Here is a 22,090-nt window from a genome sequence, read left to right as displayed (position 1 = left end):
CGGGCGTGTGTGTCCGGCGTGCGTGTCAGCTCGCCGGCGAGCCCTCCGCCCGGCGGACCGACAACAGGTCCTCCAGCTGCTCCTCGCGCGCCTGGGCGGCCACGAAGAGGAGCTCGTCGCCCGCCTCCAGGGTCTCCTCCGGGCTCGGGGTCAGCACCCGCGAGCCGCGGATGATCGTCACCAGCGAGGTGTCCTGCGGCCAGGCCACGTCGCCCACCTGCGTCCCCGCGATCGCCGACTCCGGCGGAAGCGTCAGCTCCACCAGGTTCGCGTCACCGTGGCTGAAGCGCAGCAGCCGGACCAGGTCACCGACGCTCACCGCCTCCTCCACCAGCGCGGACATCAGGCGCGGCGTCGACACGGCGACGTCCACGCCCCACGACTCGTTGAAGAGCCACTCGTTCTTCGGGTTGTTCACCCGGGCGACCACGCGCGGCACGCCGTACTCGGTCTTCGCCAGCAGCGAGACGACCAGGTTCACCTTGTCGTCGCCGGTGGCCGCGATCACCACGTTGCAGCGCTGCAGCGCCGCCTCGTCCAGCGACGTGATCTCGCAGGCGTCGGCCAGCAGCCACTCCGCCTGCGGCACCCGCTCCACCGAGATGGCGGTCGGCGCCTTGTCGATCAGCAGGATCTCGTGACCGTTCTCCAGGAGCTCGCCCGCGATGGAACGGCCCACCGCACCCGCGCCCGCAATAGCGACACGCATCAGTGACCGCCCTCCTCAGGCCCCTCGGCGAAGGCCGCCTCGACCTTCGCGATCTCGTCCGTACGCATCATCACGTGCACGAGGTCGCCCTCCTGCAGCACCGTCTGGGAGGACGGGATGACCGCCTCGCCCAGCCGCGTGAGGAACGCCACGCGCACGCCCGTCTCGTCCTGCAGCCTGCTGACCTTGTGGCCGATCCACGCCGAGGAGGTGTGCACCTCGGCGAGCTGCACGCCGCCGCTCGGGTCCGTCCACAGCGGCTCCGCGCCGGAGGGGAGCAGCCGCCGCAGCATCTGGTCGGCGGTCCAGCGGACGGTCGCGACGGTCGGGATGCCGAGCCGCTGGTAGACCTCGGCGCGGCGGGGGTCGTAGATCCGCGCCGCCACGTTCTCGATGCCGAACATCTCGCGCGCGACCCGCGCCGCGATGATGTTGGAGTTGTCGCCGCTGCTCACGGCGGCGAAGGCACCCGCGTCCTCGATCCCGGCCTCACGCAGCGTGTCCTGGTCGAAGCCGACGCCGGTCACGCGGCGACCGCCGAAGCCGGAGCCCAGACGGCGGAAAGCCGTCGGGTCCTGGTCCACGACGGCGACGGTGTGCCCCTGCTGCTCCAGGGTCTGCGCGAGAGCGGCTCCCACTCGCCCGCAGCCCATGATGACGATGTGCACGTCCCCTTACCCCGCACTCCTGATCGTCTTGCTGACCTGCGAAAACACCCTGCTCACAACTTTCCTCACCCGACTGGCCCGGGCCGTGGCGGGCAGCACCCTGCCGGGCTGCCCGATCCGAGCTTATGCGGCAACCCGGGACGGGACCTCATCCGAGGTGACGGTCAGGGAGATTCGGTGCCGATTGGGGGTGGTGGTGAGCATGGCTCTTTTCGAACGCTTACGATCCTCTGTTGTGTCCAAACTGACCGACCTGCCCAAACGGATCCTGATCGGACGGGCTCTGCGGAGCGACAGGCTCGGGGAAACCCTCCTCCCCAAGCGGATCGCTCTCCCCGTCTTCGCCTCCGACCCGCTGTCCTCGGTGGCGTACGCACCCGGTGAGGTGCTGCTCGTCCTCTCGATCGCGGGTCTGTCGGCCTACCACTTCAGCCCGTGGATCGCGCTGGCCGTCGTGGTCCTGATGTTCACCGTCGTCGCCTCGTACCGGCAGAACGTCCACGCCTATCCGAGCGGCGGCGGCGACTACGAGGTCGCCAACACCAACCTCGGCCCGAAGGCCGGACTCACCGTCGCCAGCGCCCTGCTCGTCGACTACGTCCTGACCGTCGCCGTCTCCATCTCCTCCGGGATCGAGAACCTCGGCTCGGCCATCCCGTTCGTCGTCGAGCACAAGGTCGCCTGCGCGGTCGGCGTCATCGTGCTGCTGACGGTGATGAACCTGCGCGGGGTGAAGGAGTCGGGCAGCCTCTTCGCCATCCCGACGTACGTCTTCGTCGCCGGCGTCTTCATCATGATCGCGTGGGGGGCCTACCAGGGGATCGTCCTCGACGAGACGATGAAGGCCCCCACCGCCCACTTCGAGATCAAGCCCGAACAGGAGGGCCTGGCCGGCTTCGCGCTGCTCTTCCTCCTGCTGCGCGCCTTCTCCTCCGGCTGCGCGGCCCTCACCGGCGTCGAGGCCATCTCCAACGGCGTGCCCGCCTTCCGCAAGCCGAAGTCGAAGAACGCGGCGACCACCCTCGCCCTCATGGGCGGCCTGGCCGTCACCATGTTCTGCGGCATCATCTTCCTGGCGATGGCCACCGACGTCCGGATGGCCGAGCACCCCGCGATCGACCTGCTGGACAACGGCGTACCGGTCGGCGAGAGCTACGTCCAGGACCCGGTCATCTCGCAGGTCGCGGCCGCCGTCTTCGGCGACGGCACCTTCCTCTTCGTCGTCCTCGCCGCGGCCACGGCGCTCGTCCTCTTCCTGGCCGCCAACACGGCGTACAACGGCTTCCCGCTCCTCGGCTCGATCCTCGCCCAGGACCGCTACCTGCCGCGCCAGCTGCACACCCGCGGCGACCGGCTCGCCTTCTCCAACGGCATCGTGCTCCTCGCCGGCGCCGCCGCCCTCCTCGTCTGGGTCTACGGGGCGGACTCGACGAAGCTCATCCAGCTCTACATCGTCGGCGTCTTCGTCTCCTTCACCCTCAGCCAGACCGGCATGGTCCGGCACTGGAACCGGCACCTGAAGACGGAGAGGGACCCGGCGCAGCGCCGCCGCATGATCCGCTCCCGCGCGATCAACACCTTCGGCGCCTTCTTCACCGGCCTCGTCCTCGTCGTCGTCCTCGCCACCAAGTTCACCCACGGCGCCTGGGTCGCCCTGCTCGGCATGGTGATCTTCTACGGGACGATGACCGCGATCCGCCGGCACTACGACTCGGTGTCGGCGGAGATCGCCGCCGCCGAGGAGCGCCCCGACGAGTACGTACGCCCCTCGCGCGTCCGCTCCGTCGTCCTCGTCTCCAAGCTCCACAAGCCGACGCTGCGCGCGCTCGCCTACGCCAAGCTGCTGCACGCCAACGAGCTGGAGGCACTGAGCGTCAACGTCGATCCGGCGGAGACCAAGGCCCTCAAGGCCGAGTGGGAGCGGCGGGGCATCAACGTTCCGCTCAAGATCCTCGACTCTCCGTACCGGGAGATCACCCGGCCGGTCATCGAGTACGTCAAGAACATCCGCCGCGAGAGCCCGCGCGACGCGGTCTCCGTCTACATCCCCGAGTACGTCGTCGGCCACTGGTACGAGCATCTGCTCCACAACCAGAGCGCGCTGCGGCTCAAGGGGCGGCTGCTGTTCACCCCGGGCGTGATGGTCACCTCCGTGCCGTACCAGCTGCGCTCCTCCGAGGCCGCCAAGAAGCGGGAACGGAAGCGCCAGGACTGGAACGCGCCGGGTTCGGTGCGCCGCGGTCCGGTCGAAAAGCGGCCGAAGGAATCGGTCGGCAAGGGCACGTAGACTGGTGGGCTGCCGCTACGGCAGCCCACCTCCCTCTTTCTCTGGAGTCACCCCGTCATGCAGAACGCACCTGTTTCTTCGTTGGTCGGGGAGGAGTACGAGGTCGAGGTCGGCCCCGTGGCCCACGGCGGCCACTGCATCGCGCGTACGGAGGCGGGCCGGGTCCTCTTCGTCCGCCACGCGCTGCCGGGCGAGCGCGTCGTCGCCCGGGTCACCGAGGGCGAGGAGACCTCCCGCTTCCTGCGCGCGGACGCCGTCACCGTCCTCGAAGCCTCCAAGGACCGGGTGGAGGCCCCCTGTCCCTTCGCCGGCCCCGGCAAGTGCGGCGGCTGCGACTGGCAGCACGCCAAGCCGGGCGCCCAGCGCCGCCTCAAGGGCGAGGTCATCGCCGAGCAGCTCCAGCGGCTGGCCGGGCTGACCCCCGAGGAGGCCGGCTGGGACGGCACCGTCATGCCGGCCGAGGGGGACAAGCTCCCGGCGGGCGAGGTCCCGCAGTGGCGCACCCGCGTCCAGTACGCCGTCGACGCCGAGGGCCACGCGGGTCTGCGCAAGCACCGCTCGCACGATGTCGAGGTCATCGACCACTGCATGATCGCGGCCGAGGGCGTCAGCGAGCTCGGCATCGAGAAGCGCACCTGGGAGGGCATGGCCTCGGTCGAGGCCATCGCCGCCTCCGGCTCCGGTGACCGCCAGGTCATCCTGACGCCGAAGCCGGGCGCCCGCCTTCCCCTGGTCGAGCTGGACAAGCCGGTCTCCGTCCTCCGCGTCGACGAGCACGACGGCGGGGTGCACCGCGTCCACGGCCGCCCCTTCGTCCGCGAGCGCGCCGACGACCGCACGTACCGCGTCGGCAACGGCGGTTTCTGGCAGGTCCACCCGAAGGCCGCGCAGACGCTCGTCCTCGCCGTCATGCAGGGCCTGCTGCCCCGCAAGGGCGACACCGCCCTCGACCTCTACTGCGGCGTCGGCCTCTTCGCCGGCGCGATCGCCGACCGCGTCGGCGACGAGGGCGCGGTCCTGGGCATCGAGTCCGGCAAGCGCGCGGTGGAGGACGCCCGCCACAACCTCCAGGACTACGACCGCGTCCGCATCGAACAGGGCAAGGTCGAGACGGTCCTCCCGCGCACCCGCATCACCGAGGTCGACCTGATCGTCCTGGACCCCCCGCGCGCGGGCGCCGGCAAGCAGACGGTCAAGCACCTCGCAGGCCTGGGAGCCCGCCGCATCGCCTACGTCGCCTGCGACCCGGCGGCTCTGGCCCGCGACATCGCCTACTTCAAGGAGGGCGGCTACCGGGTCCGTACGCTGCGGGCGTTCGACCTCTTCCCGATGACGCACCATGTCGAGTGCGTGGCGATCCTGGAGCCGGTGAAGTAAGCAGAGACGACAGAGATCGCCGCCTTCAGCGTCGAGGAAGGCGTCCGGGTCGGCTCCGACATGTTGTGCCGACTTGACAGCTGGTCATGTGCCTGACAGGAGTGGCACTTCGTCACTCCCGTCATCCGCACCCCACTCCCCGAAGGGGGCGATCAGCGCATGACCAGGCCTGAGAGCGCGGTGTACGACTACGACGTCGTGATCAGCGGAGCGAGCCTCGCCGGCTGTGCCGCGGCGATCCTGCTCGCTCGGCGCGGGGTCCGTGTCGCACTGCTGGAACGCCGTTCGGACCCCGAAGCGTACAAACAGCTGTGCACCCACTCCGTCACCGCCAACGCCTATCCGGTGCTGGACGAGCTGGGCCTTGTGCCCGCTCTGGAGAAGGCGGGAGCCGTCCGGAACGAGGCGCGTTGGTACACGCGCTGGGGGTGGATCGAGCCGAGGGCAGCCCCGGCGGGGCCCGAGTTGCCGTACGCGTACAACATTCGGCGCAGCGTTCTCGATCCGTTGATCAGGTCCCATGCGGCCGGCACCCCTGGCGTCGAGCTGCTTCTCGGGCGCCGTGTGACCGGGCTGGTCCGGGATGGCGGGCGGACCGTGGGGGTGCGTGCGTCGACAGCACAGGGAGAGCGGGAGATCCGGGCCCGGCTGGTGGTCGGCGCCGACGGCAAGGACTCGGCCGTGGCCAAGTGCGCCGAGGTGCCCGCACGGGTGTACGAGAACACGCGGTTCGGCTATCTCGCGCACTTCCGCGGCCTCCCGCTGCACGGCGGCATCGGACAGACCTGGTTCCTCGAGCCCGACATGGCGTACGCGTTTCCGAACGACGACGGGGTGACGGTCCTCGCCGTACTCCCGGACAAGAAAAAGCTGCCGGCCTTCCGGGAAGACCTGGAGGGCAGCTTCTTCGCGTTCGTCCGCGCCCTGCCCGAGGCTCCGCCCATCGACTCCGCCGAACGCATCACGAAGATCATCGGGACTGTGAACTACCCGCTTCACAGCCGAAAACCGACCGCTCCCGGCCTCGCGCTCATCGGCGACGCCGCCCTGACCGGCGATCCCCTGTGGGGAGTCGGGTGCGGATGGGCTCTCCAGTCCGCGCGATGGCTGGCAGAGGCGGTCGCCCCCGCCGCGACCGGTCGGGGCGACCTCGACCGGTCGCTCGCGACGTACGAACGCCGACACCAACGCCGGCTGCGCGGCCACCAGTACTTGGGGGCGGACTTCGCCAAGGGCCGTCCGTTCAACCCTCTCGAGCGGCTGATGTTCTCCGCTGCCGCGCGTGACGAGTCGGTGGCGCGGCACATGCACCTGTTCGCGTCCCGCCTGATCGGTCCCGCCCGCTTCCTGAACCCGGCGGCGCTGGCCAAGGCTGCGGCCGTCAACATCAGGCATCGGCGCGCGGTCGCGGACAACCCCTAGGCGCTCGCGGTTCCCGTGCCCGTGCCCGTACCTGTGCCCGTGCCCGTGCCCGTCAGGCGTTCCGGGGTGAGGAGCTCGGCGATGCGGGCCGCAGGGAGGAGGCCGCGTTCCAGGGTGAGTTCGGCGACGCCGCGGCCGGTGCGGAGGGCCTCCTGCGCGATGGCGGTGGCGGCGGTGTAGCCGATGTGGGGGTTGAGAGCCGTCGCGAGGCCGATGGAGTTCTCCACGGTCGCGCGCAGGTCCTCGGTGTTGGCCGTGATGCCGACGACGCAGCGTTCGGCGAGGGTGAGGCAGGCCGCCCGCAGGGAGGTGATGCTCTTCGCCAGGGAGTGCAGGATGACCGGCTCGAAGGCGTTGAGCTGGAGCTGGCCGCCCTCCGCCGCCATCGTGATCGTGATGTCGTTGCCGATCACCTCGAAGGCGACCTGGTTGACGACCTCCGGGATCACCGGATTGACCTTGCCGGGCATGATGCTCGAACCCGCCTGTACGGCCGGGAGGTTGATCTCGCCCAGGCCCGCGCGCGGGCCCGAGGAGAGCAGGCGCAGGTCGTTGCAGGTCTTGGAGAGCTTGACCGCCAGGCGCTTGAGGACCCCGGAGAGCTGGACGAACGCGCCGCAGTCCTGGGTGGCCTCCACCAGGTTGGCGGAGGTCACCAGGGGCATGCCGGTGATCGCGGCGAGGTGGCGGCGGGCCGTCTCGGCATAGCCGGCCGGGGCGTTGAGGCCCGTACCGATCGCCGTGGCACCGAGGTTGATCTCGTGGATCAGCTCGACGGCCTCGCTCAGGCGGTTGCGGTCCTCGTCCAGCATCACCGCGTACGTGGAGAACTCCTGGCCCAGCGTCATGGGCACCGCGTCCTGGAGCTGGGTGCGCCCCATCTTCAGGACGTCGCGGAACTCGACGGCCTTCGCCGCGAACGCGTCCTGCAGCACGGCCGTCGCCTGGAGCAGTCCGTGGACGGCCGTGATGGCCGCGATGCGGACGGCCGTCGGGTAGACGTCATTGGTGGACTGGCTGAGGTTGACGTCCTCGTTCGGGTGCAGGTACTCGTACGCGCCCTTGGTGTGGCCGAGGAGTTCCAGGGCCCGGTTGGCCACCACCTCGTTGGCGTTCATGTTCGTCGACGTTCCGGCGCCGCCCTGGATGACGTCGACGACGAACTGGTCGTGCAGTTGGCCGGCGCGGATCTCCCGGCACGCCGCCACGATCGCCGCCGCCTTCTCCGGGGCCAGCAGGCCGAGCTCCTCGTTGGCCAGGGCCGCCGCCTCCTTGACGGCGGCCAGAGCGTCGATCAGCTGCGGGTACACGGAGATCGGGAGTCCCGTGATCGGGAAGTTCTCCATGGCGCGCAGGGAGTGGATGCCCCAGTACGCGTCGGCCGGCACCTCCCGCTCTCCGAGGAGGTCGTGCTCACGACGGGAGGCGGTTTTCATGGAGGCGGTGTTCACGGAGGCGGTCTTCACGGAGGTGGGGCCTTCTGGAGGTGCTGGTGGGGAGGGGAAGCCGGCGGGGGTCGAAGGGGGGCTAGGAGCCGCCCGAGAAGCGGGAGCCGGCGGCCGTCAGGGCCGGTTCCGGGCGGGCGGGGCCGTTGAGGAGGGTGTGCAGCAGCGCCGGGCGCCGGGCCGGGGCGATGTCGGTCAGCAGGGTCGCCAGGACGGCCATCCGGGCCTGGCCGGCCCGCAGTGTGCCGGTCGGTACCGCGCCCGCGGCCACCAGGTCGACGGCGCCGCCGCCGGTGTAGATCTCCGCGACCGGCCCTGAGTTGACCCGCGTGCTCAGGGCGACCAGCGTGCCCTGGGCGACCGCGTCGGCGACGGCCTCGGCTATCTCCGGCGTGGCGTTGCCCGCGCCGGTGCCGACCAGCACGACGCCCTGGGCGCCGGCGGCGACGGCCGTGTTCAGCAGGAGGGGGTCACCGTCGCTGTGGTGCATCACCAGGTCGACCCGGGGCAGCGGACCGGCTCCCTCGGGGCCCGGGGCTGGGGCGGCGGCCGCCGGAAGCGGCAGCGGAGTGGACCGGTCCGGTCGGCGGCGGACGGCCACGCTGCCGAAGCCGACCTTCCCGAGGCTCTGCTCGCACGGGTCGGCGAACGCGTCGGCCGCCAGTGTCTGCGTCTTCACCGTGCCGCGGGCCGCGTGGACGCGACCGTCGAAGACGACGAGCACGCCGAGGTCCCGCACGGAGGCGGCCACCTGCAGCGCGTCGTACACATTGCCGGGGCCGTCGCCGTCACCCGTACCGAGCGGGCGCTGTGCGCCGGTGAACACGACCGGGCGCGGATCGGAGTGGTGCAGGTCCAGGAAGAAGGCCGACTCCTCCAGGGTGTCCGTGCCGTGGGTGACCACGACACCGTCCACGCCGGGGTCGGCCAGCGCCGCGTGGACCGCGCGCAGCAGCGTGAGCTGCCGGGCGGTGGTCATGCGCGAGCTGTTGACGTTGAAGAGGTCGACGACCTCGACCGTGACCCCCTCGGGGAGGGAAGAGGTGGCCAGGACGTCGTCGCCGGACGCGTCGGCGGCGTAACCGGTCCCCTGCCAGCGGCTGGCGATGGTTCCACCGGTGCTGATGAGGGTGACCCGGCGCGGCCGGTCGTCGCGTGTCCACTGCATGTCTGTCTGTCCCGATGATCGAGGGGGCGGGTGGGGGAGGTCGTCGCGTCGCAACGATAGGACAGTCGGTGCGCAATGCGATTGCGAATTCGACCCATGAGTCGGCGACTGTGTCGTGCATAATTGCGCAATGGACAGAATCGACCGCAGTATCTTGCGTGAGCTTCAGGAGGACGGCCGTCTGACCAACCTCGACCTCGCCCAGCGGATCGGCCTCAGCGCCTCGGCGTGCATGCGCAGGGTGCGGCACCTGGAGGAGAGCGGGGTGATCCAGGGCTACCGGGCCGTCATCGACCCCGAGGCGGTCGGGCGCGGCTTCGAGGTGCTGGTCTCCATCGAGGTGCGCCGCGACCGGGAGACCGTCGAGGCATTCGAGGCCGCGCTGCAGGACATCCCGGACGTCATCGAGGCGTACCGCCTCTTCGGTAGCCCCGGATGCCTCCTGCGGATCGCGGTGGCCGACCTCGCCGCGTACGAACGTCTGTGGATCGAGCGGCTGACCTCGCTCACCGGGGTCACCGAGGTGAACTCCCAGATCATCATGAAGCGGGTCAAGGAACCTCGCGGGCTCCCGGTCGAACGCTGAGGTGACAGCGCAGGCGTTCGAATGATCTTGTGTGCCGTGGTGACCGAGTCGTGTCGTGTCGCTGTTGGGCCGAACGAGTGAGGAACGGGAGGATGGGTGCATGAGTAGGTACGAGAGGTACGACGTCACCGACGAGCAGTGGGAGGGCCTCGCCCAGGTCGTCCCCCTGCGCGGCCGCGACGAGTGGCCGTCCAGAGTCGACCACCGCACGGTCCCCGACCAGTACGAGGCCGCCGAACAGCGCCGCATGATCGTGCTGCGGGTGCAGGTCTTCGCCGACGCCCGGGAGGTCGCCGAGTACCTCATCGCCCAGATCCCGGTCCTGCTCGACCTGACCGGCGCCGACACCGAAGTCGCCAAGCGGATCCTGGACTTCAGTAGCGGCGTCGTCTTCGGGCTCGGCAGTGCCATGCACCGTGTCGACCGTAACGTCTTCCTGCTGACCCCGGCCGGCACCGAGGTCGAGGGCTCGGAATCGGCGGAGGCCGAGGAGGCCGCCGTCCCTCGATCGTAGGAAGGTCCGTACGCCGGAACGGTTCGTCATACGCGCGGCTGCGTACGGTCCGATCATGCACTCCACCGGCGGTTCCACGCCCGAGGTCCTTCCTTCCACTTCCTCTTCCTCCTCTTCTCCCTCTTCCTCTCCGTCGTCCTCGTCCTCTTCCTCTGTGCGGCGGCCCGCCCGACCGGCGGTCACCGAGCTGCGCCTCTCCGCCTTCGCCTCCCACCGCGCCGCCGTCCACGCCCTCGGGCCGGTGACCCTCTTCGCCGGAGCGAGCGGCAGCGGTAAGTCCACCGCTCTGCGGGCGTACGAGGCGCTGGCGCGGCTGGGCGCGGGAGAGGATCTGGCCACCGCCTTCCCCGACGCGGCCGACTGCGTGCCCGAGCGGGCCAGGCCCGACGCCCAGGGGAGGCGAGGGTTCCGGATCGGCTGCACGGTCGACGGACCGGCCGGGCCGGTGCGGCTCGACGTCGCCGTTCAGGCCGAGCCCGACCTCCGCGTCGTCGGCGAGCGGCTCACCTGCCGCGGCCGTACGCTGCTCGCCACCGCGCTCCGCGACCCCGGTCGCTCCTCCGTCCAGGCCGAATGGCACACCGCCGGTGCCACGCCCGTCACTCGCGCGCCGCTCCCCGACGATCTGCTGGGTACCGCCCTGCTGCCGCTGCGGGTGGCGGGCAAGACGCAGGGACAGCTGGAGGTCCTGGCCGCGGCGGAGCAGGTGGTCGTCGCGCTGCGTTCGGTGTTCGCCTGCGACCCGATGCCGGACCGGATGCGGGCGCCGGTGCCGACGGGCGAGGGCCGGTTGCGGCGCGGATGCGACAACCTCGCGGAGGTGCTGCACCGCACCCGTACCGACTGTCCGCGCCGCCATGCCCGGTTGGCCTCGGTGGCCGGCGCCGGTTGTGTCGGACCGGTGACGGGGCTCGGCGTGGAGGAACTGCCCGGCGCCAGGGTACGGGCGGTGCTGGAGCGGGCCGGGGCGGTCGCCGGGTCGGCCGCGGCGTCGGGGGATCGGGGCGATCGAGGGGAACGGGGGGAGCGGGCTGAGCGGGGCTCGTGGGTGACGCCGCTGGGGCGGCTCGGCGACGGGGAGTTGCGTTACCTGGCGCTGGCGCTCGTGCTGCTCACCGGTCCGGGTGTCCTCGCCATGGACCAGCTCGCCGAAGTGCCCCCGGCCATGCGGACGCTGACCGTGCTCGCGGACCGTCTCGACCGGGGGCTCGACCGGCGTCAGCTCCGCGAACTGCTCGGTCTCGCGGCCTCGGTCTGCGCCGGCGGGCACATCCGGCTTGTGGGGGCGGTCGGGGAGGCGGCCGCAGGAGGCGTGCGGGAGGTGCCAGGGGTGTCGGTGGTAGACCTGAGCCGTGAGTGAACTGGATGTAGCGGGATTGCAGCGCAGGCTGGCGGAGTTCGCGGCCTCGCGGGAGTGGCAGCCGTACCACACGCCGAAGAATCTGGCGGCGGCGCTCAGTGTCGAGGCGGCCGAACTGCTGGAAATTTTTCAGTGGTTGACGCCGGAGGAGGCGGACCGGGTCATGGAGGATCCGGAGACGGCGCACCGGGTGGCCGACGAGGTCGCGGACGTGCTGGCGTATCTGCTGCAGTTCTGCGGGGTGCTGGGCGTCGATCCGCTCGCCGCCTTGTCCGCGAAGATCGACCGGAACGAACTCCGTTTTCCCGTCGGCAGACCGCCGGGACGGAGTGCGCGCGCCACCGAGAAGGGCGATCGTCACTCTTCGGAGTGATCGAGTTGTCCCCATCGAGCTTGCTGTCCACAGATTTCCGAATTCCTCTGGTGTTTGGGCTCAGGCAGCTTCACTCTGGGTAGTGGACTAGTGGGCAGTAAGTCGTACGAACGGGGGCGGCGTACATGGAAGCGGAGCGACTCATCGCGGCAGGCCGGCACGCGCTGGCACAGAGCAGGACGGCGCTGGACATCGTGGCCGAGGCCTGGCAGGCCCAGGCCCTCGCGCAGGCGATAGGAAGTCAGCTCGCGCTCTGCGGACCGCAGGAGGTGCGGAGCGAGGCGCGCGGGCTGAGCGAGATCGGCGGCGGTCGCGGGGCGATCGACCATCCCGTGCTGCGGACGGGCGGGCCGAGGGCCACCCAGCTGACCGAAGTGGCCGACGCGCGGCGGGCGTTGACCGCGCTCGGCGCGCTTCTGGGAGAGGTGGGGATCGCCCTCGTCGGTGTGGCCTGCGCGACCGACGAGGAGGGGCTGTACTGGCAGTGCATCGAGGCGATCGACGCCGCCGACGAATCGAACGACCGGGTACGGGGGATGCTGCGCCGACTCGCGATCCGGGAGCGGGACCGGCCACCCGACGCCGCCCGGGGCCGGGCGGGTCCGACGGCGGGACTGTCATGAACGGGGGCCGTGGGGCCCGGTCAGAGGGAGCGGCCCCCGAAGGGTCCGTCGGGGGTTCGGGGCTCGTGGCGGTCGGACGAGGACTGAAGGTCGGCGTCCAGCTGCGAGAGGTCGGCGGTGAGCGCCGCCATCAGTTCCTCCATCTGCTGCAGCAGGCCCTTGGGGGCGCCGCTGCCCTTCTGCTCGGGCACGGACTGCTCCTCCGACTGCTCGGGCAGCGCCCGCTCGGGCGCGGCTTCCTGGGACATGGCGGCCTCCTCGGCCCAGGCCCCGCCCGCAGGGGAGGGGCCACACGTGAGAACGACGCACCGGCAGGGGCCGCCGGCGCGCGGGCCGGGCGGTCCGGCTCCGCCCGAGCCAACGACGGGTGCCCGGTCACGGTCACTGGCCCGGCGGGCCGCGGCCCGCCCGGGTGCGAGTTATTCACCCGACCGAGCCGGTGGGTACCGGGCGCTGACGGAGCGGTTGACGGCCGGGGGGCGGTGCAGGATGGAAGTATGGATCTTCGAATCTTCACCGAGCCCCAGCAAGGGGCCGACTACGACACCCTGCTCACGGTCGCCAAGGCCACCGAGGACCTCGGTTTCGACGCCTTCTTCCGGTCCGATCACTACGTCAGCATGGGCTCCGCCAACGGGCTGCCCGGGCCCACGGACGCGTGGATCACCCTGGCCGGCCTGGCCCGGGAGACAAAGCGAATCCGTCTCGGCACGCTCATGACCGCCGGTACGTTCCGGCTCCCGGGTGTTCTGGCCATCCAGGTCGCCCAGGTCGACCAGATGTCCGGCGGCCGGGTCGAACTGGGCCTTGGCGCGGGCTGGTTCGAGGAGGAGCACCGGGCGTACGGAATTCCGTTCCCCAAGGAGAAGTTCGGCCGGCTGGAGGAGCAGCTGGCGATCGTCACCGGGCTGTGGGAGACCGAGCTGGGCAAGACGTTCTCCTACGAGGGGCGGTACTACCAGCTCGCCGACTCGCCCGCGCTGCCCAAGCCGGCCCAGGCCAAGGTCCCGGTGCTCATCGGCGGCCACGGCGCGACCCGTACCCCGCGTCTCGCCGCGCGGTACGCCGACGAGTTCAACATCCCCTTCGCCTCGCTGGAGGACAGTGAGCGGCAGTTCGGCCGGGTCAGGGAAGCCGCCGTGGCCGCGGGCCGGCCGGCCGACGCGCTGGTGTACTCCAACGCCCTGGTCGTCTGCGTCGGCAGGAGCGACGCGGAGGTAGCCCGTCGGGCGGCCGCGATCGGCCGCGAGGTGGAGGAGCTGAAGGCGAACGGCCTGGCCGGTTCGCCGGCCGAGGTCGTCGACAAGATCGGCCGGTACGGGGCCATCGGGTCGTCCAGGATCTACCTCCAGGTCCTCGACCTGGACGACCTGGACCACCTGGAGCTGATCTCCGCCCAGGTCCAGTCCCAGCTGGGCTGAACGAAAGGCAGGGCGTAAGAAGGAAGAAGAGACGGACGCGGGAGAAGGAAGACCGATGGCACCCACCCCCGGAAACGCACGGTCGCTGGCCTCGGCGATCGCCGACGAGGTGCTCGTGCTCGACGGAGGGCTCTCCAACCAGCTGGAGGCCCAGGGCTGTGACCTGAGCGACGAACTGTGGTCGGCTCGGCTGCTCGCCGACGGCCCCGAGCAGATCGAGGCGGCGCACACGGCGTATGTGCGAGCCGGCGCCCGCGTCCTCATCACCGCCAGCTACCAGGCCACCTTCGAGGGCTTCGCCCGCCGTGGAGTGGACCGGGCCGGGGCGGCGCGGCTGATCGGGCGGAGTGTGGAGCTGGCCCGCGAGGCGGGGCAGGGGGCGGCGGAGCAGGTGTGGGTCGCCGGGTCGGTCGGCCCCTACGGAGCCATGCTGGCCGACGGCAGCGAGTACCGGGGCCGGTACGGGCTCACGGTGCGGGAGCTCGAACGGTTCCACCGGCCTCGGATCGAGGCGCTCGTGGAGGCGGGGCCCGATGTGCTCGCTCTGGAGACGGTGCCGGACACCGACGAGGCCGAGGCGCTGCTGCGGGCGGTCGAGGGGTGCGGGGTGCCGGTGTGGCTCTCGTACACGATCGAGGGGGAGCGTACGCGCGCCGGGCAGGGGCTGACAGAGGCGTTCGGGCTCGTGGCGGGCAATGACCAGGTCGTCGCGGTCGGGGTCAACTGCTGCGAGCCGGGCGACGCGGCCCGGGCGGTGGAGAGAGCGGCGGGGGTGACGGGGAAGCCGGTGGTCGTCTACCCCAACAGCGGAGAGGAGTGGGATGCCGGCGCCCGTACTTGGCGCGGGACCGGGGCCTTCGACCCCGGCCGTATGCGGGAGTGGCCGGCCGCCGGGGCGCGGCTGATCGGCGGTTGCTGCCGTGTCGGTCCGGACCGGATCGCCGCGCTGGCCGCCGCCGTGACAGCGACGCCCGGAGGGAGGTGACCCGAGGGAGGCGGTGACCCGAGGGAGTTACCCGAGGGAGGTGATGACCGGAGGGAGGTGAGCGGAAGGCGGTGAGCGGGGGGAGGGGGCCGGTCGGCCGGGGGCGACGCGTGGCGGTACGACGAGCGGTCGGGCGATCGCCGGGCACCGGAAAATGCCTGGTCGGCGACGAGAGAGGCGGACCATACTCGGACGTGTGTTCCTGACGATCAGTACCACCGGCACCCCCGAGCGTCCCGCGACCGATCTGAGCTTTCTGCTGCACAAGCATCCCGACAACGCGCAGACGTTCTCGACCTCGCACGGCACGGCGCACGTCCTCTACCCCGAGGCGACCGCCGAGCGGTGCACGGCCGCGTTGCTTCTCGAGGTGGACCCCGTGGGGCTGGTGCGGCGCGGCAAGGGCAAGGGCCGGGGCGGCGCCCCCGACTCCGCGCTCGCGCAGTATGTGAACGACCGGCCCTACGCCGCGTCCTCGCTGCTCGCCGTCGCGCTGTCCACGGTCTTCAAGAGCGCGCTGCGCGGGGCCTGCCGGGCGATGCCCGAGCGAGCGGCCGCGCCGCTCCCGCTGCGGATCGAGGTGCCGGCGCTCCCGGCCCGCGGCGGGGCCGAACTGGTCCGCAAGCTCTTCGGGCCGCTCGGCTGGGAGACGGTCGAGGCGGAGCCGGTGGCGCTGGACACCGCCTTCCCCGAGTGGGGCGACTCGCGCTATGTGTGTCTCGTCCTCGAAGGGGAGCTGCGGCTCGCCGACGCGCTGAACCAGCTCTATGTCCTGCTGCCGGTCCTCGACGACGCCAAGCACTACTGGGTCGCGCCGGACGAGGTCGACAAGCTGCTGCGCGCCGGTGACGGCTGGCTCGCCGAGCACCCCGAGCAGAAGCTCATCACCAGCCGCTATCTCTCCCGCCGCTGGGGCCTGACCCGGGACGCCATGGAGCGGCTGGAGCTGGTGCGGCTCGCGGAGAGCGACGGCCTGGAGGTCGAGGACGTCGACAACGCCGTCGACGAGACCACCGACACCGAGGAGAAGCCGGTACCGCTCGCCGAGCAGCGGCGTGCGGCGATCCTCGCCGCGCTGCGTGCCGCCGATGCCACCCGCGTCCTCGACCTCGGCTGCGGCCAGGGGCAGTTGCTTCAGGAGCTGCTGAAGGACGTGCGCTTCACCGACATTGTCGGGGTCGACGTGTCCGTACGGGCGCTGACCGTCGCCGGCCGCCGGCTGAGGCTGGAGCGCCTCGGTGAGCGGCAGGCCGGCCGGATCACGCTGCTCCAGGGCTCGCTCGCGTACACCGACAAGCGGCTCACCGGCTACGACGCGGCCGTCCTCAGCGAGGTCGTCGAGCACGTGGACCTGCCCCGGCTGCCGGCCCTCGAGTACGCCGTGTTCGGATCCGCGCGCCCCCGCACGGTGCTCGTCACCACCCCCAACGTCGAGTACAACGTGCGCTGGGAGTCCCTGCCCGCCGGGCACGTCCGGCACGGCGACCACCGCTTCGAGTGGACCCGCCGGGAGTTCCGTACGTGGGCGGCGCGCGTCGCCGAACAGTACGGATACGGCGTGGAGTTCACCCCGATCGGCCCCGACGACCCCGAGGTCGGACCGCCCACCCAGATGGCCGTCTTCACGCAGACGAGCCGGACCACCACGAAGGAGGACACGGCATGACCGACACCGACACCATCCGCACGCTGCCCGTCACCGACCTGTCCCTCGTGGTCCTGATCGGCGCCAGCGGCTCCGGCAAGTCCACCTTCGCCCGGCGTCACTTCAAGCCGACCGAGGTCGTCTCCTCCGACTTCTGCCGCGGCCTGGTCGCCGACGACGAGAACGACCAGAGCGCCAGCCGGGACGCCTTCGACGTCCTGCACTACATCGCAGGAAAGCGCCTGGAGGCCGGCCGGCTGACCGTCGTCGACGCCACCAACGTGCAGCAGGAGGCCCGCCGCCAGCTCGTCCAGCTGGCCCGGCGGTACGACGTGCTGCCGATCGCGATCGTCCTCGACTTGCCCGAGGAGGTGTGCCAGGCACGCAACGCGGCCCGCCCCGACCGGGCGGACATGCCCCGCCACGTCGTCCAGCGCCACCGCCGCGAACTGCGCCGTTCGCTGCGCGGCCTGGAGCGCGAGGGCTTCCGCAAGGTCCACGTCCTGCGCGGCGTCGAGGAGGTGGAGGCCGCCGAGGTCGTCCTGGAGAAGCGTTTCAACGACCTGCGCCACCTCACCGGCCCCTTCGACATCATCGGTGACATCCACGGCTGCCGCTCCGAGCTGGAGACGCTGCTCGCCAAGCTCGGCTACGTCGACGGCCACCACCCCGAGGGGCGGACGGCGGTCTTCGTCGGCGACCTCGTCGACCGGGGCCCCGACAGCCCGGGCGTGCTGCGCCGGGTGATGGGCATGGTCGCCGCGGGCGACGCGCTCTGCGTGCCCGGGAACCACGAGAACAAGCTGGGCCGCTGGCTCAAGGGCCGCAAGGTCCAGGAGACCCACGGGCTCGCCGAGACCATCGAGCAGCTCGGGCGGGAGAGCGAGGAGTTCCGCGCCGAGGTGGGCGCGTTCATCGACGGGCTCGTCAGCCACTACGTCCTCGACGAGGGGAAGCTGGTGGTCTGCCACGCCGGGCTGCCGGAGAAGTACCACGGCCGGACCTCCGGCCGGGTGCGCTCGCACGCGCTCTACGGCGACACCACCGGCGAGACCGACGAGTTCGGGCTGCCGGTGCGCTATCCGTGGGCGGAGGAGTACCGCGGCCGGGCCACCGTCGTCTACGGGCACACGCCCGTGCCGAACACGTCCTGGATCAACAACACCATCTGCCTGGACACGGGCGCCGTCTTCGGCGGCAAGATGACCGCGCTGCGCTGGCCGGAGCGCGAACTCGTCGACGTACCGGCGGAGAAGGTCTGGTACGAGCCGGCCCGGCCGCTCGCCACCGAGGCGCCCGGCGGGCACCAGGGCAGGCCGCTCGACCTCGCCGACGTGCACGGCCGCCGGGTCGTGGAGACCCGGGAGATGGGGAACGTCGGGGTGCGGGAGGAGAACGCGGCGGCGGCCCTGGAGGTGATGAGCCGGTTCGCGGTCGACCCGCGACTGCTCGCCTACCTGCCGCCGACGATGGCCCCGACGGCGACGTCGAAGGCCGAGGGCTACCTGGAGCACCCGGCGGAGGCGTTCGCGCAGTACGCGGCCGACGGCGTGGAGCGGGTCGTGTGCGAGGAGAAGCACATGGGCTCGCGGGCGGTCGCGCTGGTGTGCCGGGACGCGGAGGCGGCGCGCGAGCGCTTCGGGATCGACCCCGCGGAGGGGGTGACCGGCGCCCTGCACACCCGTACGGGACGGCCGTTCTTCGACGACCCGGCCGTCACGGAGCAGGTCCTCGAGCGGTTGCGGGCGGCCGTCACGGCCGCCGGCCTGTGGGACGAGCTCGACACGGACTGGGTGCTGCTCGACGGCGAGCTGATGCCGTGGTCGCTGAAGTCGGCCGGGCTGCTGCGCGCGCAGTACGCGGCGGTCGGCGCGGCCTCGCGCGCCGTCTTCCCCGGCGCGCTCGACGCGCTTGAGCGGGCGGCGGCGCGAGGGGTGGGCGGCGATGTCGAGGCGCTCCTCGCCAAGCAGCGGGAGCGGGCGGCGGACGCGGAGGCGTTCACCGAGGCGTACCGCAGGTACTGCTGGCCGACGGAGGGACTCGACGGGGTGCGCTTCGCCCCCTTCCAGGTCCTCGCGGTGCGGGGCCGCTCACTGGCGGCCGTGCCGCACGACGAGCAGCTGGGGTGGCTGGACCGGCTGGTCGAGCACGACCCGACGGGCCTGCTGCGGCTCACCCGCCGGCTCGTCGTCGACACGGGCGACGAGGCGTCGGTGCGGGCCGGTGTCGACTGGTGGCTGGAGATGACGGCGGCCGGCGGCGAGGGCATGGTCGTCAAGCCGCTGGCGGCGCTGGTCCGGGACGGCAAGGGCCGGCTCGCGCAGCCGGGGGTGAAGGTCAGGGGCCGGGAGTACCTGCGGATCATCTACGGCCCCGAGTACACCCGCCCGGAGAACCTGGAGCGTCTGCGCCGGCGTTTCCTCGGCCACAAGCGCTCGCTGGCCCTGCGGGAGTACGCCCTCGGCCTGGAGGCCCTGGACCGCCTGGCGGCGGGCGAGCCGCTCTGGCGCGTCCACGAGGCGGTCTTCGCGGTCCTCGCCCTGGAATCGGAACCGGTGGACCCCCGCCTCTGAGGGCCCCCTCCGGGGAGGGCCGGGATGGCCGCCGGGGCCCGGCCCCAGGCGGCCTGTTCTTCACCCCACGACGTGACGCAGCGCCAACAGAGTGAACGCGCACGCCTCTTGAGGTGGGGACAGGCGCTCGGAGGTGCGCGCTTCGGCACGTCTCGGCCCGTGGGTTTCAGAACGTGGCGGGCGGGGCGGGGGTGAACGAGTTGAGTCTTTTCGGCCAGGATCGGTCCCTCCTCCATGCCCTCCCCGACCGGGACCGCCGCGCGCTCCTCGCCGAGGGAACCCCGCGCTCCTACGAGCCCGGCGAGGTCATGATCCGGAAGCGGGACACCTCCGCGTACGTCCTCGCCCGGATGTCCGGCCGGGCCGTCGTCTCCGTCGCGACCGAACGCGGCACCCGGCTCATTCTCGCCCTGCGCGGCTCCGGCGAGGCCGTCGGCGGTTGACCGCCTCCAGAACCACGCGCGAGCCGTCCGGCTCCGTCAGGATGGACGCATGGGATTCCATGTCGATTCCGAGACCGGGCGGCTTCGCCGCGTCATCCTGCACCGGCCCGATCTGGAGCTGAAGCGGCTGACCCCCTCCAACAAGGACGCTCTTCTCTTCGACGACGTGCTCTGGGTGCGCCGCGCCCGCCAGGAGCACGACGGTTTCGCGGACGTCCTGCGCGACCGGGGGGTGGAGGTCCACCTCTTCGGGGACCTGCTGCGGGAGGCACTGGAGCTGCCCGCCGCCCGCGCGCTCGTGCTCGAGCGCGTCTTCCACGAGAAGGAGTACGGGCCGCTCGCCGCCGACCATCTGCGCGCCGCCTTCGACTCCCTCGGGACCGCTCAGCTCGTCGAGGCGCTGGTCGGCGGGATGACGAAGCGGGAGTTCCTGGCGGGGCACCGCGAGCCGACCTCGGTCCGGTTCCACGCCATGGACCTGGACGACTTCCTCCTCAAGCCGCTGCCGAACCACCTCTTCACCCGGGACACCTCCGCCTGGATCTACGACGGCGTCTCCATCAACGCGATGCGCTGGCCGGCCCGTCAGCGCGAGACGGTCCACTTCGAGGCGATCTACAAGCACCATCCGCTCTTCACCGGCCCCGAGGCCGGCGGCTTCCACCACTGGAGCGAGGGACAGACCGACTATCCGTCCACGATCGAGGGCGGGGACGTCCTCGTCATCGGCAACGGCGCCGTCCTGATCGGGATGAGCGAGCGGACGACCCCACAGGCCGTGGAGATGCTGGCCCGCGGCATGTTCGCCGCCGAATCGGCGCGGACGATCATCGCCCTCGACATGCCGAAGCGGCGCGCGTTCATGCATCTCGACACGGTGATGACGATGGTCGACCACGACACCTTCACCCAGTACGCGGGGCTCGGGATGCTCCGCTCGTACACGATCGAACCGGGCGACGAGGGACAGTCCCTGCGGGTCACCGACCACCCGCCGGAGCACATGCACAGCGCCATCGCCGCCGCCCTCGGCCTCCAGGACGTGCGCGTCCTGACGGCGACCCAGGACGTCCACGCCGCGGAGCGCGAGCAGTGGGACGACGGCTGCAACGTCCTCGCCGTCGAGCCCGGCGTGGTCGTGGCGTACGAGCGGAACGTCACGACCAACACGCATCTGCGCAAACAGGGCATCGAGGTGATCGAGATCCCGGGCAGCGAGCTGGGGCGGGGCAGAGGTGGCCCGCGCTGCATGAGCTGCCCGGTGCAGCGGGACGCCGTCTGAACGGCCGGGGGAGTGGTCGGCGCGGTGGAGTGGCCCGCGTCACCGTATAGGAATACTGAAGTACGTATAGACTTCCAGCGTTCTGTTCGCCGTACCCACGGGAGCGCCCCATGGCCACTGACCTCATCGGCCGCCACTTCCTCAAGGAGCTGGACTTCACCGCCGAGGAGTTCCGCGGTCTGATCGTCCTGGCCGCCGAGCTGAAGGCCGCCAAGAAGGCGGGCGCCGAGGTTCAGCGGCTGCGGGGCAAGAACATCGCCCTGATCTTCGAGAAGACCTCGACCCGGACCCGTTGCGCCTTCGAGGTCGCCGTCGCGGACCAGGGCGCCTCCGCCACCTACCTCGACCCCTCCGGCTCGCAGATGGGCCACAAGGAGTCCGTCAAGGACACCGCGCGCGTCCTCGGCCGGATGTTCGACGCCATCGAGTACCGGGGCGACAGCCAGGAGAACGTCGAGGAGCTGGCCGCCCATGCCGGTGTCCCCGTCTTCAACGGTCTGACCGACGACTGGCACCCCACCCAGATGCTCGCCGACGTGCTCACCATGACCGAGCACACGGACAAGCCGCTGGACCAGGTGGCCTTCGCCTACCTCGGCGACGCCCGCTTCAACATGGGCAACTCCTACCTGGTCACCGGCGCGCTGCTCGGCATGGACGTACGGATCGTCGCCCCGAAGGCGTACTGGCCGAAAAGCGAGGTCGTCGCCTCGGCGCGCGCGCTCGCCGAGACGAGCGGTGCCACGATCACCCTCACCGAGGAGGTGGCCGAGGGTGTCCGCGGCGCGGACTTCGTCGCGACCGACGTGTGGGTCTCCATGGGTGAGCCCAAGGAGGTCTGGGACGAGCGGATCGCCGACCTCTCCCCGTACGCCGTGACCATGGACGTCCTGCGCGCCACCGGGAACCCGGACGTCAAGTTCCTGCACTGCCTGCCGGCCTTCCACGACCTGGGTACGGCGGTCGGCCGGGACATCCACGAGCGCCACGGCCTGACGGAGCTGGAGGTCTCCGACGAGGTCTTCGAGTCGGCCCATTCGGTCGTCTTCGACGAGGCGGAGAACCGGATGCACACCATCAAGGCGGTCCTGGTCGCCACCCTCGCGGGCACCGCATAGGCGCCGCCCAGGCACCGCCTGACACGCGGGACGGCCCACCTCCCCTTATCGCGCACTCATGACGACAGTCACGGATGAGTGATACGCTCCC

General features: G+C 71.3%; 20 protein-coding genes. 15 read left to right on the top strand and 5 right to left on the bottom strand.

What is annotated here, in order from left to right; translation table 11 throughout:
- Positions 1 to 25: 25 nt before the first annotated feature.
- Together ACF06X_RS10245 and ACF06X_RS10240 are read right to left on the bottom strand one after the other, a co-directional pair.
- The gene (locus ACF06X_RS10245; protein ID WP_392286765.1) at positions 26 to 709 is read right to left on the bottom strand and encodes a potassium channel family protein; all 684 of its coding nucleotides are present in this window, start codon (positions 707 to 709) and stop codon (positions 26 to 28) included.
- On the bottom strand, positions 709 to 1,377 hold the full coding sequence (locus ACF06X_RS10240; RefSeq protein WP_392286764.1) for a potassium channel family protein: 669 nt from the start codon (positions 1,375 to 1,377) through the stop codon (positions 709 to 711). The genes ACF06X_RS10245 and ACF06X_RS10240 overlap by 1 nt, the downstream gene beginning before the upstream one ends.
- A gap of 235 nt (positions 1,378 to 1,612) precedes the next feature.
- On the opposite strand from ACF06X_RS10240, the gene ACF06X_RS10235 reads away from it, so the two are divergent.
- From ACF06X_RS10235 to ACF06X_RS10225, 3 genes are all read left to right on the top strand, one after another.
- The gene (locus ACF06X_RS10235; RefSeq protein WP_392286763.1) at positions 1,613 to 3,664 is read left to right on the top strand and encodes an APC family permease; all 2,052 of its coding nucleotides are present in this window, start codon (positions 1,613 to 1,615) and stop codon (positions 3,662 to 3,664) included.
- Between the two features lie 57 nt (positions 3,665 to 3,721).
- Positions 3,722 to 5,041, top strand: coding sequence for a class I SAM-dependent RNA methyltransferase (locus ACF06X_RS10230; RefSeq protein ID WP_392286762.1), 1,320 nt, complete (start codon positions 3,722 to 3,724; stop codon positions 5,039 to 5,041).
- 159 nt (positions 5,042 to 5,200) lie between these two features.
- Positions 5,201 to 6,463 carry an NAD(P)/FAD-dependent oxidoreductase gene (locus ACF06X_RS10225; RefSeq protein ID WP_392286761.1) on the top strand — a complete coding sequence of 421 codons (1,263 nt, stop codon included), beginning with the start codon at positions 5,201 to 5,203 and terminating at the stop codon, positions 6,461 to 6,463.
- Here ACF06X_RS10225 and aspA read toward each other — a convergent pair.
- Entirely contained in the window at positions 6,460 to 7,899 is a 1,440-nt protein-coding gene (gene aspA, locus ACF06X_RS10220) for an aspartate ammonia-lyase (protein WP_392286915.1), read from the bottom strand. The two genes, ACF06X_RS10225 and aspA, sit on opposite strands and share 4 nt — an antisense overlap.
- Before the next feature lie 91 nt (positions 7,900 to 7,990).
- Positions 7,991 to 9,076 (bottom strand): asparaginase, encoded by a 1,086-nt coding sequence (locus tag ACF06X_RS10215; protein ID WP_392286760.1) that lies wholly within the window; start codon positions 9,074 to 9,076, stop codon positions 7,991 to 7,993.
- A 130-nt stretch (positions 9,077 to 9,206) separates the two neighbouring features.
- Here ACF06X_RS10215 and ACF06X_RS10210 point away from each other — a divergent pair, with 130 nt between their 5' ends.
- From ACF06X_RS10210 to ACF06X_RS10190, 5 genes are all read left to right on the top strand, one after another.
- Complete coding sequence (locus ACF06X_RS10210) at positions 9,207 to 9,662, top strand: Lrp/AsnC family transcriptional regulator (RefSeq protein WP_158991425.1); 456 nt, start codon at positions 9,207 to 9,209, stop codon at positions 9,660 to 9,662.
- A 100-nt stretch (positions 9,663 to 9,762) separates the two neighbouring features.
- A complete protein-coding gene (locus ACF06X_RS10205; protein ID WP_392286759.1) occupies positions 9,763 to 10,176 on the top strand; it encodes a cell division protein SepF in 414 nt (137 codons plus the stop codon).
- Between the two features lie 55 nt (positions 10,177 to 10,231).
- The gene (locus ACF06X_RS10200; protein ID WP_392286758.1) at positions 10,232 to 11,536 is read left to right on the top strand and encodes an ATP-binding protein; all 1,305 of its coding nucleotides are present in this window, start codon (positions 10,232 to 10,234) and stop codon (positions 11,534 to 11,536) included.
- Entirely contained in the window at positions 11,529 to 11,909 is a 381-nt protein-coding gene (locus ACF06X_RS10195) for a nucleotide pyrophosphohydrolase (protein ID WP_392286757.1), read from the top strand. Before ACF06X_RS10200 ends, ACF06X_RS10195 begins: the two co-directional genes overlap by 8 nt.
- Positions 11,910 to 12,034: 125 nt before the next feature.
- Positions 12,035 to 12,532: a DUF6099 family protein gene (locus tag ACF06X_RS10190; protein ID WP_392286756.1), complete on the top strand. Its 498-nt coding sequence runs from the start codon at positions 12,035 to 12,037 to the stop codon at positions 12,530 to 12,532.
- Between the two features lie 20 nt (positions 12,533 to 12,552).
- Here the strand turns inward: ACF06X_RS10190 and ACF06X_RS10185 are convergent, their stop codons facing one another.
- Positions 12,553 to 12,780: a hypothetical protein gene (locus tag ACF06X_RS10185; RefSeq protein WP_392286755.1), complete on the bottom strand. Its 228-nt coding sequence runs from the start codon at positions 12,778 to 12,780 to the stop codon at positions 12,553 to 12,555.
- A 249-nt stretch (positions 12,781 to 13,029) separates the two neighbouring features.
- On the opposite strand from ACF06X_RS10185, the gene ACF06X_RS10180 reads away from it, so the two are divergent.
- The 7 genes from ACF06X_RS10180 to argF all read left to right on the top strand — a co-directional run bounded on the left by ACF06X_RS10180 (position 13,030) and on the right by argF (position 21,999).
- Complete coding sequence (locus tag ACF06X_RS10180) at positions 13,030 to 13,953, top strand: LLM class F420-dependent oxidoreductase (protein ID WP_392286754.1); 924 nt, start codon at positions 13,030 to 13,032, stop codon at positions 13,951 to 13,953.
- Positions 13,954 to 14,008: 55 nt separating this feature from the next.
- Complete coding sequence (gene mmuM / locus ACF06X_RS10175; RefSeq protein WP_392286753.1) at positions 14,009 to 14,938, top strand: homocysteine S-methyltransferase; 930 nt, start codon at positions 14,009 to 14,011, stop codon at positions 14,936 to 14,938.
- Between the two features lie 154 nt (positions 14,939 to 15,092).
- On the top strand, positions 15,093 to 16,604 hold the full coding sequence (locus tag ACF06X_RS10170; RefSeq protein WP_392286752.1) for a 3' terminal RNA ribose 2'-O-methyltransferase Hen1: 1,512 nt from the start codon (positions 15,093 to 15,095) through the stop codon (positions 16,602 to 16,604).
- Positions 16,601 to 19,156: a polynucleotide kinase-phosphatase gene (locus ACF06X_RS10165; RefSeq protein WP_392286751.1), complete on the top strand. Its 2,556-nt coding sequence runs from the start codon at positions 16,601 to 16,603 to the stop codon at positions 19,154 to 19,156. Before ACF06X_RS10170 ends, ACF06X_RS10165 begins: the two co-directional genes overlap by 4 nt.
- Before the next feature lie 200 nt (positions 19,157 to 19,356).
- Positions 19,357 to 19,599 carry a hypothetical protein gene (locus ACF06X_RS10160; RefSeq protein WP_392286750.1) on the top strand — a complete coding sequence of 81 codons (243 nt, stop codon included), beginning with the start codon at positions 19,357 to 19,359 and terminating at the stop codon, positions 19,597 to 19,599.
- A 49-nt stretch (positions 19,600 to 19,648) separates the two neighbouring features.
- On the top strand, positions 19,649 to 20,881 hold the full coding sequence (locus ACF06X_RS10155; protein ID WP_392286749.1) for an arginine deiminase: 1,233 nt from the start codon (positions 19,649 to 19,651) through the stop codon (positions 20,879 to 20,881).
- A 110-nt stretch (positions 20,882 to 20,991) separates the two neighbouring features.
- On the top strand, positions 20,992 to 21,999 hold the full coding sequence (gene argF / locus ACF06X_RS10150; RefSeq protein ID WP_392286748.1) for an ornithine carbamoyltransferase: 1,008 nt from the start codon (positions 20,992 to 20,994) through the stop codon (positions 21,997 to 21,999).
- Positions 22,000 to 22,090 lie beyond the last annotated feature (91 nt).

Source organism: Streptomyces sp. NPDC015346 (genome assembly GCF_043078785.1).
Classification (GTDB): Bacteria; Actinomycetota; Actinomycetes; order Streptomycetales; family Streptomycetaceae; genus Streptomyces.
This window is presented reverse-complemented; position numbering and strand designations above follow the sequence as displayed.